General features: G+C 31.7%; 15 protein-coding genes. 5 read left to right on the forward strand and 10 right to left on the reverse strand.

Going from position 1 to position 15,986, the window contains the following annotated elements; translation table 11 throughout:
• Together AC2TDS_RS11350 and mutS are read right to left on the reverse strand one after the other, a co-directional pair.
• Positions 1-504, reverse strand: coding sequence for a GNAT family N-acetyltransferase (locus tag AC2TDS_RS11350; protein ID WP_484735701.1), 504 nt, complete (start codon positions 502-504; stop codon positions 1-3).
• A gap of 5 nt (positions 505-509) precedes the next feature.
• Positions 510-3,119, reverse strand: coding sequence for a DNA mismatch repair protein MutS (gene mutS / locus AC2TDS_RS11355; protein ID WP_484735702.1), 2,610 nt, complete (start codon positions 3,117-3,119; stop codon positions 510-512).
• 235 nt (positions 3,120-3,354) lie between these two features.
• Here mutS and AC2TDS_RS11360 point away from each other — a divergent pair, with 235 nt between their 5' ends.
• The 3 genes from AC2TDS_RS11360 to AC2TDS_RS11370 all read left to right on the forward strand — a co-directional run bounded on the left by AC2TDS_RS11360 (position 3,355) and on the right by AC2TDS_RS11370 (position 7,463).
• Positions 3,355-3,897, forward strand: a complete 543-nt coding sequence (locus AC2TDS_RS11360; RefSeq protein WP_484735703.1) for an RNA methyltransferase — start codon at positions 3,355-3,357, stop codon at positions 3,895-3,897.
• A 372-nt stretch (positions 3,898-4,269) separates the two neighbouring features.
• On the forward strand, positions 4,270-6,636 hold the full coding sequence (locus AC2TDS_RS11365; RefSeq protein ID WP_484735704.1) for a TonB-dependent receptor: 2,367 nt from the start codon (positions 4,270-4,272) through the stop codon (positions 6,634-6,636).
• A gap of 5 nt (positions 6,637-6,641) precedes the next feature.
• Positions 6,642-7,463, forward strand: coding sequence for a DUF4249 family protein (locus AC2TDS_RS11370; RefSeq protein WP_484735705.1), 822 nt, complete (start codon positions 6,642-6,644; stop codon positions 7,461-7,463).
• Between the two features lie 27 nt (positions 7,464-7,490).
• On the opposite strand, the gene AC2TDS_RS11375 is transcribed toward AC2TDS_RS11370, so the two are convergent.
• From AC2TDS_RS11375 to AC2TDS_RS11385, 3 genes are all read right to left on the reverse strand, one after another.
• A complete protein-coding gene (locus AC2TDS_RS11375) occupies positions 7,491-8,753 on the reverse strand; it encodes an MFS transporter (RefSeq protein WP_484735706.1) in 1,263 nt (420 codons plus the stop codon).
• 10 nt (positions 8,754-8,763) lie between these two features.
• Positions 8,764-9,423 carry a hypothetical protein gene (locus tag AC2TDS_RS11380; protein WP_484735707.1) on the reverse strand — a complete coding sequence of 220 codons (660 nt, stop codon included), beginning with the start codon at positions 9,421-9,423 and terminating at the stop codon, positions 8,764-8,766.
• Positions 9,424-9,649: 226 nt separating this feature from the next.
• Complete coding sequence (locus tag AC2TDS_RS11385; protein ID WP_484735708.1) at positions 9,650-10,645, reverse strand: NAD(P)H-dependent glycerol-3-phosphate dehydrogenase; 996 nt, start codon at positions 10,643-10,645, stop codon at positions 9,650-9,652.
• A gap of 95 nt (positions 10,646-10,740) precedes the next feature.
• On the opposite strand from AC2TDS_RS11385, the gene dut reads away from it, so the two are divergent.
• Positions 10,741-11,172, forward strand: a complete 432-nt coding sequence (gene dut / locus AC2TDS_RS11390; RefSeq protein ID WP_484735709.1) for a dUTP diphosphatase — start codon at positions 10,741-10,743, stop codon at positions 11,170-11,172.
• A gap of 32 nt (positions 11,173-11,204) precedes the next feature.
• Here dut and AC2TDS_RS11395 read toward each other — a convergent pair whose 3' ends face one another.
• Positions 11,205-11,753, reverse strand: a complete 549-nt coding sequence (locus AC2TDS_RS11395; protein ID WP_484735710.1) for a GNAT family N-acetyltransferase — start codon at positions 11,751-11,753, stop codon at positions 11,205-11,207.
• Between the two features lie 89 nt (positions 11,754-11,842).
• On the reverse strand, positions 11,843-12,850 hold the full coding sequence (gene recA / locus AC2TDS_RS11400) for a recombinase RecA (RefSeq protein ID WP_484735711.1): 1,008 nt from the start codon (positions 12,848-12,850) through the stop codon (positions 11,843-11,845).
• A 496-nt stretch (positions 12,851-13,346) separates the two neighbouring features.
• On the opposite strand from recA, the gene AC2TDS_RS11405 reads away from it, so the two are divergent.
• Positions 13,347-14,201, forward strand: coding sequence for an N-acetylglucosamine kinase (locus AC2TDS_RS11405; RefSeq protein ID WP_484735712.1), 855 nt, complete (start codon positions 13,347-13,349; stop codon positions 14,199-14,201).
• A 57-nt stretch (positions 14,202-14,258) separates the two neighbouring features.
• Here the strand turns inward: AC2TDS_RS11405 and AC2TDS_RS11410 are convergent, their stop codons facing one another.
• The 3 genes from AC2TDS_RS11410 to AC2TDS_RS11420 form a co-directional block, all read right to left on the reverse strand.
• Complete coding sequence (locus AC2TDS_RS11410) at positions 14,259-14,699, reverse strand: GNAT family N-acetyltransferase (RefSeq protein ID WP_484735713.1); 441 nt, start codon at positions 14,697-14,699, stop codon at positions 14,259-14,261.
• Complete coding sequence (gene rpiB, locus AC2TDS_RS11415) at positions 14,699-15,133, reverse strand: ribose 5-phosphate isomerase B (protein ID WP_484735714.1); 435 nt, start codon at positions 15,131-15,133, stop codon at positions 14,699-14,701. Before rpiB ends, AC2TDS_RS11410 begins: the two co-directional genes overlap by 1 nt.
• 622 nt (positions 15,134-15,755) lie before the next feature.
• Complete coding sequence (locus AC2TDS_RS11420) at positions 15,756-15,914, reverse strand: hypothetical protein (RefSeq protein WP_484735715.1); 159 nt, start codon at positions 15,912-15,914, stop codon at positions 15,756-15,758.
• Between the last annotated feature and the right edge of the window lie 72 nt (positions 15,915-15,986).

The raw sequence follows: 15,986 nt of genomic DNA on the forward strand, positions 1-15,986 counted from the left end.
CTACAAAACTAATTCATAACAATAAAATGAGTGTTCTTTTATTCGTGAAAAATACACTTCGCCCGTTTTTACATAGCCTCTTTTAGAATAGAAGCGTATGTTTCTTTGATTTTGTGAAAATGTATCTAATCGCACGGATTGGAAATGATGTTCTTTTGCATAGTTTTCGGCGAAATTCATTAACGTTTGTGCAAATCCTTTTCCCTGATAAGCTGGGTGTATGGCTAAACGATGTATGTATATATTTCTTTTGTTAGGAGTTAACCATGCCACTGTTTTATACTCTTCATCCATAAAAGTAGAAATAGTAATGCACCCAATTATGGTGTTATCGACTTCTAAAATGTGTAATTCTTTTCGTTCAGCATCACGCGAAAAAGCTTCTTTTGAAGGATATTTTTCATTCCATTGAAAAATGCCTTTTTTCACTAAGTCTCTTCCGCAAGCCAAGGTGATAACTAATAGATCGTCTATATCGCTAAGCCTTCCTTTTCGTAGGTTCATACATTCTATTTTTTCACCAACATCCGCTTAATTTCATTAAGTTTCATTAGCGCTTCTATAGGGGTTAGAACATCTATATTGGTGGTCAAAATTTCATCTCTCAAGTTCTCAAGTAAAGGATCGTCTAATTGAAAAAAGCTTAGTTGCATTTCTTCATTATGAACACCCTTAAGCGTGTCTTTTACTTCTTTTTGTGAGTGATTTTCTTCTAGTTGTTTTAGAATTTTGTTGGCTCTACGAATTACCATAGTTGGCATTCCTGCTAATTTCGCTACATGGATTCCAAAACTGTGGTTGCTTCCTCCTGCTACCAATTTTCTTAAAAAAATGATGCTGTCTTCAAGTTCTTTTACCGATACATTAAAGTTCTTTACCCGTTCAAAAGTAGTGGTCATTTCATTGAGCTCGTGGTAATGCGTTGCAAATAGTGTTTTAGCTTTTGAAGGGTGTTCGTGCAAATATTCGGCAATCGCCCACGCAATCGAAATACCATCATATGTAGAGGTACCGCGTCCTATTTCATCTAACAATACTAGGCTTCTTTCAGAAATATTGTTTAAGATAGATGCTGTTTCGTTCATCTCAACCATAAAGGTCGATTCTCCCATTGATATGTTGTCACTAGCTCCTACTCTGGTAAAAATTTTATCTACCAAACCAATACGGGCATTTTGTGCTGGAACATAACTTCCCATTTGTGCCAATAAAACAATTAAGGCTGTTTGACGTAGTATTGCTGATTTACCAGACATATTAGGCCCAGTAATCATAATTATTTGTTGTTGATTTCGGTTTAAAACAACATCATTCGCTATATATTCATCGCCTATAGGTAGCTGTTTTTCAATAACTGGATGGCGACCGTTTTTGATTTCAATATCTGTGCTTTTATCAATAACTGGACGCACGTAATTATTGTCTATTGCCAAGGTAGCAAACGATAATAAACAGTCTATTTGTGCAATTAACTGTGCGTTTTGTTGTATGGGTTGTACAAAACCAATGATATAATTTACTAGCTCTGCAAAAATCTCTGCCTCTAGTTGTTGTATTTTTTCTTCAGCGCCTAAAATTTTAGTTTCATATTCTTTTAGCTCTTCTGTTATATAACGCTCAGCGTTTACAAGCGTCTGTTTGCGAATCCATTCTTCCGGTACTTTGCTCTTATGTGTATTTCTAACTTCTATATAATATCCAAAAACGTTATTAAAGGCTATTTTTAAACTCGGAATTCCTGTTTGCTCGGATTCGCGAGTCAACATATTGTCTAAGTACTCTTTTCCAGAGTTTGCTATACTCCGCAATTCATCTAATTCGTCAGAAACACCATCGGCAATCGCATTTCCTTTATTAATGTTTACTGGCGCATCATCAAAAATAGTTGTGGTAATTTTTTCAATGAGCTCTTTACAGTCATTCAATTGTTTCCCTATAAGCTTTACAGAAGGGTTCTTGCTTTTTTCAGCAACCTCTTTAATAGGTAAAATTGCTTTTAACGAGTTTCTAAGTAATGCTGTTTCTCTCGGAGAAACCTTTCCTGTAGCTACTTTAGAAATTAAGCGCTCTATGTCAGAGATTTGTTTCAATTGATAGCTTACCGTATCTAAAAACGAATCATTGTCAATTAAAAACTTCACCAATTCATGGCGGTGCTTAATCGCGTCTAACTCTTTTAAAGGTAATGCCAACCAACGTTTTAACAACCTTCCTCCCATAGGAGAAATAGTTTTATCGATAATGTTTAATAATGAAACCGAATTCAAAGAATTACCACCATATAGTTCTAAATTCTTAATGGTAAAACGATCCATCCAAACATAATTATCTTCAGCTATTCGGCCAATAGATTGTATATGTTCTAACTTATTATGTTGTGTTTCTGAAAGATAATACATGGCTGCTCCACCAGCAACAATTCCTTGTTCTAGCTCATCAACTCCAAAACCTTTTAAATTCTTTACTTTAAAATGATTTGTTAACGTTTCAAAGCCATAGTCTTTTTGAAACACCCAATCATCTAAATAAAAGCTGTGGAATCTATTGGTAAACAGTTCTAAAAAACGTTGTTTAAACTGTTTCTGCACCAATACTTCGCTTGGTGAAAAATTCTGTAGTAATTTATCAATATACTCTTCATTTCCTTGAGCTATCAAAAACTCACCTGTAGAAACGTCTAAAAAAGATATTCCGATTAACTTTTTTCCAAAATGAACCGCTGCTAAAAAATTATTAGATTTCGATTGTAATATATCGTCATTTAAAGCTACCCCTGGTGTCACTAGCTCTGTAACGCCTCGCTTTACAATTTTTTTGGTCATTTTCGGATCTTCCAACTGATCACAGATAGCCACCCGAAGCCCCGCTTTTACCAATTTGGGTAAATAGGTGTTTAACGAATGATGAGGGAATCCTGCCAAGGCTGTTTCACTCTCGCTACCAGCTCCTCTTTTGGTTAAAATAATACCTAATATCTCAGAAGCTTTTATGGCGTCTTCACCAAAGGTTTCATAAAAATCGCCCACCCTAAATAGTAACATCGCGTCTGGATATTTTGACTTAATTCCGTTATACTGTTGCATTAGGGGGGTTACCTTTTTTGCCTTTGCTTTTGCCAAGTTTTTGGATTTTTTCTGTTAGTTTTGCGAAGATAGAAAAAAGTGGTTAGTTCATAAATGAATCCATTTGAAAATGTAGTAATATTTCACTGATTGTCTGTCATTACGAGAAGATACTATGAAATACGCTCCTTTTAAGTACGTAACAGCTTTGCCGCTGGTTTAGAGATTGTTTCCTTGAAATCGAAATGACTAATTAAAAATCACTTTATACAGTAGTAATAATACATCATAAATGAGAAAGCTTAAAAACAATGAACTAGGACGCATTAGCGTTGATGAATTTAAACAAACAACCAAAACGCCAATTATTGTAGTTTTAGATAATATTAGGAGTTTAAATAATGTTGGTTCCGTTTTTAGAACTTCAGATGCTTTTTTAATTGAAAAGGTTTATTTGTGTGGTATTACAGCGACACCTCCTAATAAGGAAATACATAAAACTGCTTTAGGGGCTACTGAATCTGTTACTTGGGAATATGTTGAAGATACTTTAGATTTGGTAACGCGTTTAAAAAATGAGCAGGTTAGCGTTTTGTCTATAGAGCAAGCTGAAAATAGTACTATGCTCGACGCTTTTACACCTGAAGTAAATCAAAAATACGCAGTGGTTTTTGGAAATGAAGTTAAGGGCGTGCAACAAGATGTTGTTTCTGCCTCAGACAGCTGCATTGAAATACCTCAACTAGGCACTAAACATTCTTTAAACATTGCTGTTAGTTGCGGGGTTGTTTTATGGGATTTATTTACGAAAATGAATAGAGGCTCTTCTTGTTAAAAACTTTATATAGGTGTAGTTCAAATACCACCAAAAATCACAAATGTTCATGTTTAGTTATTTAGTGTATTGCTACTAAATTAAACCCGAATTATGCATCATTCATGATAAAAACAGTCTTTCTAAAGATGTTTATTTTTGCCCTGTTTAAAAAACTCAAACAACTTTTTTCTGAGATTATTCATATAAAAATTAGACTTTAACATTTAATTTACAGATATTTAAGAAATCATAGCTGTATCTGTTATATTTTTCGTAACCTGTGTTAATTACGAAAATGTACATTAAAAAACACATACCTTCGAGCTTAAGTTATAACAAGTATTTAAGTGCCTTTTTTCTATACGTACAATTAACAATAATAGTCTCCTTATGAAGAATGCAGAAACAACACCTGAGTGTAAATTTAAAATCCTGTTTTTTATTATATTTTGTTTTTTGTGCAGTTTTCAGTGCAAACTGCACAGTCAAAACAAAAAACCTTTATCTACTAAAAAGAAATTTACGATAAGCGGCTATATAAAAGAGTCGGGCAGCCTAGAACACCTTCCCGTAGTTTCAATATACATTCCGAACAGTGCGGTTGGAACAACCACAAATGACTACGGTTTTTATTCACTAACACTTCCAAAAGGGATACACGAATTAGTAGTATCTTATGTTGGGTATACCACCATCAAAAAGACCGTTGATCTAAAAGAAAACATACAGTTAAACCTCAACATGAACTTAAATACGGAAGTTCTTGATGAAATAATTATTACAGCTAACACAGAAATAAAAGAAAGTCAGGTTTCGCAAATGAGCAGGATAAGGCTAAATCCAAAAGATATTGAAAGTATTCCTTCTATACTAGGAGAAAAGGATATAATCAAAACACTACAGTTATTACCAGGAATACAAAGGGGAAATGAAGGTACATCTGGTTTCTTTGTAAGAGGTGGAACTCCTGATCAAAATCTAATCATATTAGATGATGCTCCGGTATATAACTCCAATCACTTGTTTGGTTTTTTATCTGTATTTAACGGTGACGCCATAAAGTCCATTGAAATATTTAAAGGGGGATTTCCTGCTAGGTTCGGAGGTAGGTTATCATCAGTACTAAAAATTGATACAAAAAACGGTAATAAAGAAAAGTTGAAAGGCAAAGTAAATATTGGTTTAATCTCATCATCATTAGTTTTAGAAGGCCCTATTAACAAGGGAAAAACCTCTTTTTTGTTTAGCGGAAGACGTACCTATATTGATGTATTACTAAAACCTTTTTCAAAAGGTTCAGAAAGTTCATTATTTTATTTTACCGATTTGAATTTTAAAATTCACCATGTTTTTAACGATAAAAACAAACTGTTTTGGAGTAATTATTACGGTAGTGATGACTTTTCATCAAAATATAACGATTTTAACACTCAAGTTTCATGGGGTAATATTACTTCTACATTAAGATGGAATCATCAGTTTAATGATAAGTTTTTTTCGAATACTTCTCTTATTTTTAGTAATTATAATTTTAATATTAAGGATGAGCAAAATTTTGAGAATGACCGTACTCTTTTTAAGCTAAGTTCTGGGATTAATGATTATGGTTTTAAAATAGACTTCGATTATTACCCAATTCCCGAGCATTCTATCAAGTTTGGAGCAACCACTACCTATCATAACTTTACTCCAAAACAATCAAAAAATGAACAAACAGGAAAAGAAAGTACAGAATATAAGCAAAATATAAAGTCTTTAGAAAGTGCTATTTATGCAGAAGACGATTGGAAAATATCAAAATTTCTAAGTTTTTCTGGCGGAATACGGTTAACACATTTTAAGCATAAGGTCAAAAATTACTTAAATTTTGAGCCTAGGGCCACAATTTCCTGGAACATAAAACCAGACCTAGCGGTCAAAACATCGTACTCAAAAATGAATCAGTATGTTCATTTGTTGTCTAATTCTGGCGCTGGTTTACCAACGGATCTTTGGGTTACTTCTACTGAAAAATTGAAGCCACAAAGCTCTGAGCAGTACGCGCTAGGAGTTATTAAAGACTTTGTAAACAAAGACTATTCTGTTTCTCTTGAAGGATATTATAAAAAAATGGACAATATTATTTCCTATAAAGAGGGAACTTCTTTTTTATTACTCAGTGATTTAGATTCTGGTAAAGAACTTAATTGGGAAGATAGCATTACAACTGGACAAGGATGGGCATATGGAACAGAGTTATTGCTACGAAAAAACACAGGAAAACTGACTGGATGGTTCGGGTACACATTATCATGGTCTGACAGGCAGTTTAATGAATTAAACAGAGGAAACCGTTTTTTTTCTAAATATGATAGAAGACATGATTTATCCTTGGTAGGTGTTTACAAGCCTTCTAAAAAAATTGTCTTATCCGGGTCATGGGTGTTTTCAAGTGGTAATAATTATAATTTAATAGATAAAAAAGCATTAACGAATACTAATAATTTTTTAATTCCTGCTAATTATTATGAAACTATAAATGGTTTCTTAACCGAGCGAAATAACTTTAGAGGTGAAAATTACCATAGATTAGATTTAGGAATACAACTTCATAAAAAGCTAAGTAAAAAAACGGAGCGATTTTGGGAGTTTTCTGTATATAATATTTATGCAAGAAAAAACCCTTTTTTTTATTATTATAATAATGAAGATTTAAAGCTTAAAAAAGTAACTTCTCTTCAATTTGTCCCGTCTGTCAGTTACACCTATAAATTTTAACAAACATGAACTATTTAAAACATATTACTTTAGGAATACTTTGTATAGCATTAACTAGTTGTGAAAGCAATTTTGATGTAAGTCACTTATTGGATCAAAAACAATTTACCGTTATCAATGGGTTCCTCTCTCCTCAGGATGCTATATTGAAGGTTCAAATCTCTAAATCAATACCTATAAATGATACTTCAACAATTGATGATTTAGTTATTACCAATGCTTTGGTTACCATTTCTGATGAGCATGATAATATGGTAAATTTACTATACTCAAATACTTCACACAGCTACGAGGTTTCAGCATCAGATTTACCAATTATTGCAGAAAAAAAATATTTTCTTTTAGTAGAGATAGAAGGAAAAACATATAAAGCTTCTTGCCAAATTCCATCAGAACCCGTAAAAAATGTTACGCTTGAAGTGCAAGATTATGTTTCTCAATCAAACTTCAAAAATCGTCTAAAAATAGAGTTTGAAGACGTAAAGAATACAAGAAATTACTATGTTATTGGCGTATCGGATAATGTTTTCATGGGTGGTTTCGATTTTGATTATTATACTTTTTCCACCGATCATTCGTTAGAGAACCAAACTATTACCTCTTACGAAGAGTTTAGTATTAATGATCAACTAATGACTAAAGTTGAAGTTCGTATCGCTAATTCAGAAAAAATACTATACGATGCTCTTAAATCAATTGATTCGAACCATTATTATGAAGGGATCCTCTTCTACGATAGCGCTATTGCACCTACTAATATTGAAGGAGAAAATGCAGTAGGTGTTTTTGCAGGATATCAATTAACAACAGCTGAAGAGTCCTTTTAAAAAATAAAGAACAATGTCTTGTTACACCTACTTCTCGTGTTCCTCGAGATCTTTTGTTAAATCTAATTTTCTTAAAGTTGGGTTAAGCACCCCTGTTGTAACTACCGTAAGCAACGTCATCGTTCCTCCAAAAATAACCGCTGTTACAGTACCCATCAATTTCGCTGTTAAACCACTTTCAAGAGCTCCTAATTCATTTGAAGACCCCACAAACATAGAGTTTACAGACGATACTCTTCCTCGCATATGATCTGGTGTTTTTAGTTGTAATATTGTTTGTCTAATAACCATAGAAATACCATCGGTAACACCACTAAAAAACAATGCTACTAATGACACCCAAAATATGGTTGATGCTCCAAAAACAATAATACATACACCAAAACCAAAAATAGCACTTAACAGCTTCATTCCTGCATTTTTACTAATCGGTAAATAGGCTGTAATCAACATAGTTAAAAAAGCCCCCACAGCAGGAGCCGCTCTCAATACTCCAAAACCTTTAGCGCCAACTTCTAAGATATCTTGAGCAAAAATAGGTAATAAAGCAATGGCACCACCAAAAAGAACAGAGATCATATCTAAAGTTATGGCACCTAAGATCGCTTTTGTTTTAAATACAAATGTTATTCCCTCTTTTAAACTTCTCGACATTGGCTCCCCTTTTTTATGATTCATAATGGGTTTTCTCTTTATAAAGAATACCATAAAAAATGAAAATAATACGAAGGCAAAAACAATACAAAGTGAAAGGTTTACACCAATAAGGTAAATCGTATATCCAGCAAAAGCAGGTCCTAAAACACTTGCTATTTGCCATGTTGTACTGCTCCACGTAGCTGCGTTTGGATATAACTTTTTAGGTACAATTAACGCAATTAATGAAAAAATTGTTGGTCCAAAAAACGAACGTAAAAAACCACCAAAAAAAACAAGTGAATATATAGCATATAACACTGTTTTAGAATTAGAGCCCTCTAAAACATCGGGTCTTGTTAAAAAATACAAGCCTAAACTAATTAAAGAAAACAAGGCAATACATAGTGCTAGTAGATTCCGTTTTTCTTTTTGGTCAACAATATGACCCGCAAATAAGGCCATGGAAAATGCGGGTATAAATTCAAAAGCACCGATTAACCCTAGGCTCCAAGGGTCTTTTGTAAGTGAATATACCTGCCATTCAATTATTATAAACTGCATTGACCAAGCAAATACCAATACAAATCGTACTAATAAAAAAATATTAAACTCTTTTATTCTAAGAGAAGCATACGGGTCTTTTTTCTCCATTATTTTACTACTAGTTCAGTTTTAAATCCATTAAAATGGCAAATGTTTCATTTACGTCTTGTTCTTTAACAACAATAGTCATTTCATGAGTAGTTGATATTACTTCCTGAACAGCAATATTGGCCCAAGCAAATTGTTTCAATATAAAATAGTAAACTCCTGATTGTTCGAGATTCTCCTTGGGTAGTTTAATCGTTATTGAAGCCAAATCACTTACATTGGTTATCAAAACTTCACTTTTAAAAATATCTTCTACAAAAGGTTGCAAATTTTTACTCGTAACGATATTCGTTTCAAAAATCCCCTGGGATACAGTTAAAAAGTAATCATTGCTGTCTGCTGATTTACTTAATATTTTAGCAATCTCTTTCAATAACGAAGTCGTGTTTTTAAAAGTAAAATCACATAAATCAGATCGTACAATTACGTCACCTAAGTCTAAGGCTAGTTTTTTTATGTTCTTTCTAATACGTAATTCATTTACGGGCGACAACCTATTAATCGCCATCATAACGGCTCCTACTTTTATTTCTTTTTTAAGTAATTTAGACACCTCTGGTAGAATCTCTCTTGCTAATGAAGACACATTAATTAACTTTTCATTCAATGCCTCTTCAATAAATGGAGTTTTTCTTATAGTAGTTTCAACGGCCTCTTGAATTGTTTTCATTTTTGTTAAATTTTAAACTAAAAGTAATAAAAATATTTAAGCTGTAATAATATACTTTTTTTTTCTTTAGAATATATTTTACAAAAAAGTTTGTATATCAGAATTTTAACCTAAATTTGTTGCTATTGTTATTTTATATAAAACCAATATACAACTCATATTATTAGAAGCGATTGATGTGGACTTCTTATTTTATAAGAAGGGTTATTTGTACAAATGCAAACAACTAATCTAATCTATTTGTTAACTTTTTAAACTCATCTTTCGCTTCTTTTTTATCGTATAAAACATTAAAGACGGCATCGATAATAGGAGTTTTTGCTCCATTTTCCTTTTTGATTTTGTAAGCACTCTTCGTTGCGTAATACCCTTCTGCAACCATGCTCATTTCAAACATTGCTGATTTTACTGTATATCCTTTTCCAATCATATTTCCAAACATTCTGTTTCTACTAAAAACAGAGTAACCCGTTACTAATAAATCACCTAAGTATGCAGAGTTATTAATATTACGTTTCATTTTATGAACTTTCTTTATAAAACGTTTCATTTCTCTAATACCATTACTCATCAATACTGATTGAAAATTATCACCATATCCTAAACCGTGAGCAATTCCTGCGGCTATAGCATAAATATTTTTAAGCATGGCTGCATATTCTGTGCCAATAATATCATCTGATATTTTTGTTTTTATATACCTTCCGGCAATGAACTTACTCAAGTCTTTGGCTTTCTCCTGGTCTTGACAGGCTAGTGTCAAATAAGACAATCGTTCCATGGCAACTTCTTCAGCATGGCATGGCCCTGTTACAACACCAATATTTTCATATGGTATTTTATACGTGTGATGAAAGTGTTCACCAACAATAAGACCAGACTCCGGCACAATACCTTTAATCGCGGAAAAAACTATTTTATGTTCTAATGATACTGTAATTTTATCTAATTCCGATTTCAAAAATGCTGATGGTATCGCAAAAATTAACACATCATAATTTTCTACAATATAATCGGCTTCATTTGATAGGTCTAGTTGTTCAGGGTGTAATTCAGCAGAACTTAAATAACTAGGATTATGTTTGTTTCGTTTTATATGTTCAATAGCATATATACTTCGCATATACCATCCTATCGTATCTAAATTTTCGGAAAGCATTTTAACAATAGCTGTTGCCCAACTTCCGCCTCCTAACACGGCTATTTTTTGTGTACCTTTCATTTAGTGTTTTGTTTATAAATGCTAAATTAATAAATCTGTCAACTACAATCTAAAACTTATGGTTATTATATTTGACCTCGAAAACATATTTAACAATGAACGTACAAATTATAAACAAATCTAAACATCAAATTCCTGCTTATGAAACAGAAGGTTCTGCAGGAATGGACTTACGTGCTAATATTGAAGAGCCAATTACATTAAAGCCTCTAGAGAGAACTATTGTAAAAACAGGCTTGTTTATTGCGCTTCCTGTTGGTTATGAAGCACAGGTGCGCCCTAGAAGTGGCTTAGCTGCCAAAAACGGAATTACAGTTTTAAATTCACCCGGCACTATAGATGCAGATTATAGAGGGGAAATAGGTGTGATTTTGGTAAACGTATCTAATAGCGACTTTACCATTAAAGATGGTGAGCGCGTTGCACAATTAATTATTGCAAAACACGAACGTGTTCATTGGCAAGAAGTTACTCTTTTAGATGAAACCGAACGAGGTACGGGCGGATTCGGTAGTACTGGTGTTTAAATTATACGTATTATCACTTGAACTTAGGGTAATCAAATAACAAATGGTATTAATTTTTTATAAACTTGATTCATTCTTCGAAACCTATCGTGCAATAATTCGAAATCTAAAAAACAATGTGAATAGTATTGGTATCCCATACTTTTATAAAACTCAAGAGCTTGAGGCTGTTTATCCATAACATCTAACCAAATCAATTCATATTGTTTTTTTAATGCTTCGGTTTCTAACCAATGGATTAGTTTTTTGCCAATTCCTTTACCTTGAACCTTTGGATGCAAGTAAATTCTATGCAACTTTAATGCCTTTTTATTAAAACCTGTTAATTGTTTATCCCATATAATTCTGAAGTTTCCAACCCGCTCACCATTGAAGTGAATAAAATAATATGTTGTGTTTATTTCAGAAAGTTCTTTTCGAATATTTTCTATTGAATATTGCATTTGTACATACCACTCACCAGCGTCTTTCCAAAAATGATTATAAGCATCAATATATATTTCATTCATTAACTCAAAAAGTACTTCAGCTTCTGAATTTAAAATGGTTTTTAGTTGAATATCTTCTGAAATATAAATCATTTATAATTTGTTAAAAATATAAAAGCTGGTGAATAATTGTCACCAGCTTTTAAATAATAATTGTTTGAACTTTTAATTTAAATCTACTTCTATTCCTGATTTTCAATAGCTTCTTTTATTTTATTTTCAAGCTCATCCATTAGTTCAGGGTTATCTTTTATGATTCCTTTTACAGCATCTCTTCCCTGACCTAATTTAGTGTCACCGTAACTAAACCATGACCCACTTTTCTTTATAATTCCATACTCAACACCAATATCCAAAACTTCACCAACTTTTGATATACCTTCTCCATACATTATATCAAATTCAGCTTGTTGAAATGGTGGTGCTACTTTGTTTTTAACAACTTTTACTTTCGTGCTATTACCAATAACCCTATCGCCATCTTTTATTTGAGTTCTTCTACGTATATCCAAACGAACTGAAGCATAAAACTTTAAAGCATTACCCCCTGTTGTCGTTTCAGGATTACCAAACATCACTCCAATTTTTTCACGTAATTGGTTAATAAAAATAACCGTACAATTTGTTTTACTTATCGTTCCTGTCAATTTACGCAATGCCTGAGACATTAATCGTGCGTGAAGCCCCATTTTAGAGTCTCCCATTTCACCTTCAATTTCTGATTTTGGTGTCAATGCAGCCACCGAATCAATAACAACGATGTCAATAGCTCCTGAACGAATTAAATTATCAGCAATTTCAAGTGCTTGCTCACCATGGTCCGGTTGCGAAATAATCAAGTTATCAACATCTACTCCTAAATTTTCAGCGTAAAAACGATCAAATGCGTGTTCCGCATCTATAAACGCAGCAATTCCACCGGCTTTTTGAGATTCTGCAATTGCATGTATGGTTAAGGTTGTTTTACCCGATGATTCAGGTCCGTAAATTTCTATAACTCTACCTCTAGGATATCCTCCTACACCCAAAGCTAAATCCAAACCTAATGATCCTGATGAAATCGCGTCAACATCTTCTATTTGACTGTCACCTAATTTCATTACTGTACCCTTACCGTAGGTTTTATCTAATTTATCTAGTGTAAGTTGAAGCGCTTTTAATTTTGCTTCCTTCTCTTTGTCTGCTGCCATAAAATCTGCTAAAATTATTAAAAAATAAGAGCTGCTAATTTATAAAAAACTAGATAGTTTATCGCGATATTGAACAAGTTTTTTACCATCAAAAAAAAACATATAATAACATTGTTCTTTAGTCATTAATTTATCTTGTGAATTACAAAAATTATACGATGTTTTTACTCCTAATACTAGTTGCAGTATTGGTTTTCCTTTCTCCAAATCGTGATCAAGCTAGTTATTGGTTATAGAGCCAATATGCTTGTTTTTATAAAACATAGTGCCTTTTTAGGTTTAATTACCTTAATATTATTTATTTAAAATAAAATTGTTATACCTATTTTTCCCCTATTACCATTTTTATAGGACTCGTATACTACTATTTTTGGTAGAAATATAATTTCTATATATGCATCAAACCGATAATCGTTTATTAACATAACGATTACGTTGTAGCAAAAAATAATAACTTATAATAAACATATCTTTATATTTGAAAAAAAGTTAAATAATGATTTTAGTAGCTGACGGCGGTTCAACAAAAGTAGATTGGGTTGCTATAGATAATAATAAAAACGAAGTGTTTAGAACCAATACTTTGGGGCTAAACCCTAACGTTGTTTCCTCGTTGGAATTGCAAACAAGAATGAAAAATTCTAAGGAATTAAAAACACATAAAGATTTAATAACCGAAATATATTTTTATGGAGCTGGATTAGGAACTTCAACTCCAACAAAAATACTCACAGAAATTTTAAAAAACTTTTTTACAAACACAACTAAAATAGTCGTTGAAGAAGATATTTTGGGTGCTGTTTACGCCTCGGCCAAAAATAGCAAAGCTATCGTATGTATCTTAGGAACCGGTGCAAACAGTTGTTATTATAATGGAGATACTGTAGAATGTATTGCCCCTTCTTTAGGATACATTATTATGGATGAAGCCAGCGGTAATTATTTTGGAAAACGCTTACTAAGAGATTATTTCTATAAAAAAATGCCTACTAAAATAGCTGCTCTTTTTAACGATGAATTTGATTTAACTCCAGATGTCATAAAATTCAACTTGTATAAAGTTGATAACCCAAATAAATACCTAGCTTCTTATGCAAAATTTATGTTTGATCACCAAGAAGATTCATATGTAAAAGATTTAGTAAAAAGCGGATTCAAACAATTTTTTATGTATCATGTTTTAAACTACAACAAAAGTAAAGATACCCCTATATATTTTATTGGTTCAATCGCATATTACTTCAAAAATTTACTCCATGAAGTTGCGCATGAAAACGGGGTAAAAATTGCAGAAATCATCGCAAAACCTATCGATAATTTAATAGAGTATCACAAAAATATTTTGATATAATGCACTTTTTATAAGTGTATTAAAAAAGGTAAACTTAGTGTTTACCTTTTTTAATTATTAATTTTTTATCATTTTAATATGCGCAATATCATCTTCAAAATATTCTTCTCCTACAACTTCAAAACCATGAGAAGTATAAAAGTTAACTAAATATAACTGAGCTGAAATGGTAATAGTAGTATCACTATAATTACTATAAATAGCATCTATAGAAGCTTTGACTAAATCATGACCGTAACCATGTTTACGTTCTGAATATGGAATAAGAATCCTACCAAAACTTGGGGTATCAAAATATTCTCCACCGTCAAATAAACGAGCATAAGCAATAATTTTATCATCTTTTACTCCAATAACATGTAGTGCTGTTTGATCTTTGTAATCCAAATCTTGATACACACAGTTTTGCTCTACAACAAACACTTCTGATCGTAAATGAAGTATTTCATACAATTCAGAAGTAGTTAACTCTTGAAATGTTCTTACTTTAAACATCATTAATTATCGGAAGCAATTTTATTAACTCTATTTTTATGACGACCACCTTCAAACTCTGTAGACAAAAACGTTTTTACAAAACTCAAAGCTTGTTGCAACGACACAAAACGCGCTGGAATTGTTAAAATATTAGCATCATTATGTTGACGTGTTAACTCAACTAACTCAGTATTCCAACATAAAGCCGCTCTCACTCCTTGATGTTTATTTGCGGTCATTTGAGCACCATTCCCACTACCACACAAAATAATACCCAACGCTGCCTGTCCTGTTTCAACTGCTTCCGCTGTTGGATGTATTGTGTCCGGATAATCCATACTATCACCAGTATTCGTTCCAAAATTGATGACTTTGTACCCTAATTCTTCTAATAATTTAATAATTTCAAATTTATATTCAGTACCCGCATGATCGTTACCAATCGCAATTGTCATAGTTTATTGATTTTAATTTAGTTAAGACAACAAAAATAACGTTATTAACGGTTATCAACAGTAATTAACAATGCTTTTTTTTAGTTTCTTAATAACTCACTTATTATAAACGTCTTAACCTGTATTACTAAAATGTTAAGAACTAATTGTATGTTTTAAAAAAAAGATTTGATTTTTCATAAAAAAATTACAATACAAGATTGCATTCCATATACGCAACTTTATTTATGATTTTTTAACGAACATTTATCAACATAAAATTTACATGTTGTTTACATTAAAAAATAAAAAGTAATTCATGCTAATCAGTTAACTTGTGTTTATAACTTTTGTTAATAACTCAAATTCAATTGTGGTTTTTAGCGAATTAAAGCTCTAATAACTTGTTCATTTTTTTTAATAAGTGGTAAAAGCAACTATTACTTTGTTTTTTTACTCTACATATTCACAAGCTATTATAATCATTATCTTTTTTTTAAATTTAAAAATTCTTTTATGATAATAATATATAATGTTAATAACAGTAAAATTGTATTATTTGTATTGATTTTAAAAGTTAATTTTTGTGAGTACATGAGTATAGAAGATCTCAAAAATAACTAGTAATATAGTACAGTTTATATTATACCTTGTTTTTGACAAGATATATACTGTCTTTTACTGTGATTGTTTTATTGGTTGTAGGCTTCTTTAAAGTTTTATCAATACTCACAACAGTTACAATAATACCTGTAATAAAAATACACAGAAATAATGCTATTATTTGTCGTAAGTTTTTCATTTTTAACACTCTTTCATTTATATAGACGATAAATTTTAAGAAATGTTACAATTTTTTTAAGATTTTTTTAAC

This window comes from Tenacibaculum profundicola (assembly GCF_057220795.1).

Coding starts and splice junctions, on each gene's coding strand:
- AC2TDS_RS11405 (WP_484735712.1), top strand. CDS start 13,347: ATGATTTTAGTAGCTGACGGCGGTTCAACAAAAGTAGATTGGGTTGCT.
- AC2TDS_RS11410 (WP_484735713.1), bottom strand. CDS start 14,699: ATGATGTTTAAAGTAAGAACATTTCAAGAGTTAACTACTTCTGAATTG.
- AC2TDS_RS11375 (WP_484735706.1), bottom strand. CDS start 8,753: ATGGAGAAAAAAGACCCGTATGCTTCTCTTAGAATAAAAGAGTTTAAT.
- AC2TDS_RS11350 (WP_484735701.1), bottom strand. CDS start 504: ATGAACCTACGAAAAGGAAGGCTTAGCGATATAGACGATCTATTAGTT.
- AC2TDS_RS11420 (WP_484735715.1), bottom strand. CDS start 15,914: ATGAAAAACTTACGACAAATAATAGCATTATTTCTGTGTATTTTTATT.
- AC2TDS_RS11395 (WP_484735710.1), bottom strand. CDS start 11,753: ATGATTTATATTTCAGAAGATATTCAACTAAAAACCATTTTAAATTCA.
- recA (WP_484735711.1), bottom strand. CDS start 12,850: ATGGCAGCAGACAAAGAGAAGGAAGCAAAATTAAAAGCGCTTCAACTT.
- dut (WP_484735709.1), top strand. CDS start 10,741: ATGAACGTACAAATTATAAACAAATCTAAACATCAAATTCCTGCTTAT.
- AC2TDS_RS11365 (WP_484735704.1), top strand. CDS start 4,270: ATGAAGAATGCAGAAACAACACCTGAGTGTAAATTTAAAATCCTGTTT.
- AC2TDS_RS11370 (WP_484735705.1), top strand. CDS start 6,642: ATGAACTATTTAAAACATATTACTTTAGGAATACTTTGTATAGCATTA.
- rpiB (WP_484735714.1), bottom strand. CDS start 15,133: ATGACAATTGCGATTGGTAACGATCATGCGGGTACTGAATATAAATTT.
- AC2TDS_RS11385 (WP_484735708.1), bottom strand. CDS start 10,645: ATGAAAGGTACACAAAAAATAGCCGTGTTAGGAGGCGGAAGTTGGGCA.
- AC2TDS_RS11360 (WP_484735703.1), top strand. CDS start 3,355: ATGAGAAAGCTTAAAAACAATGAACTAGGACGCATTAGCGTTGATGAA.
- AC2TDS_RS11380 (WP_484735707.1), bottom strand. CDS start 9,423: ATGAAAACAATTCAAGAGGCCGTTGAAACTACTATAAGAAAAACTCCA.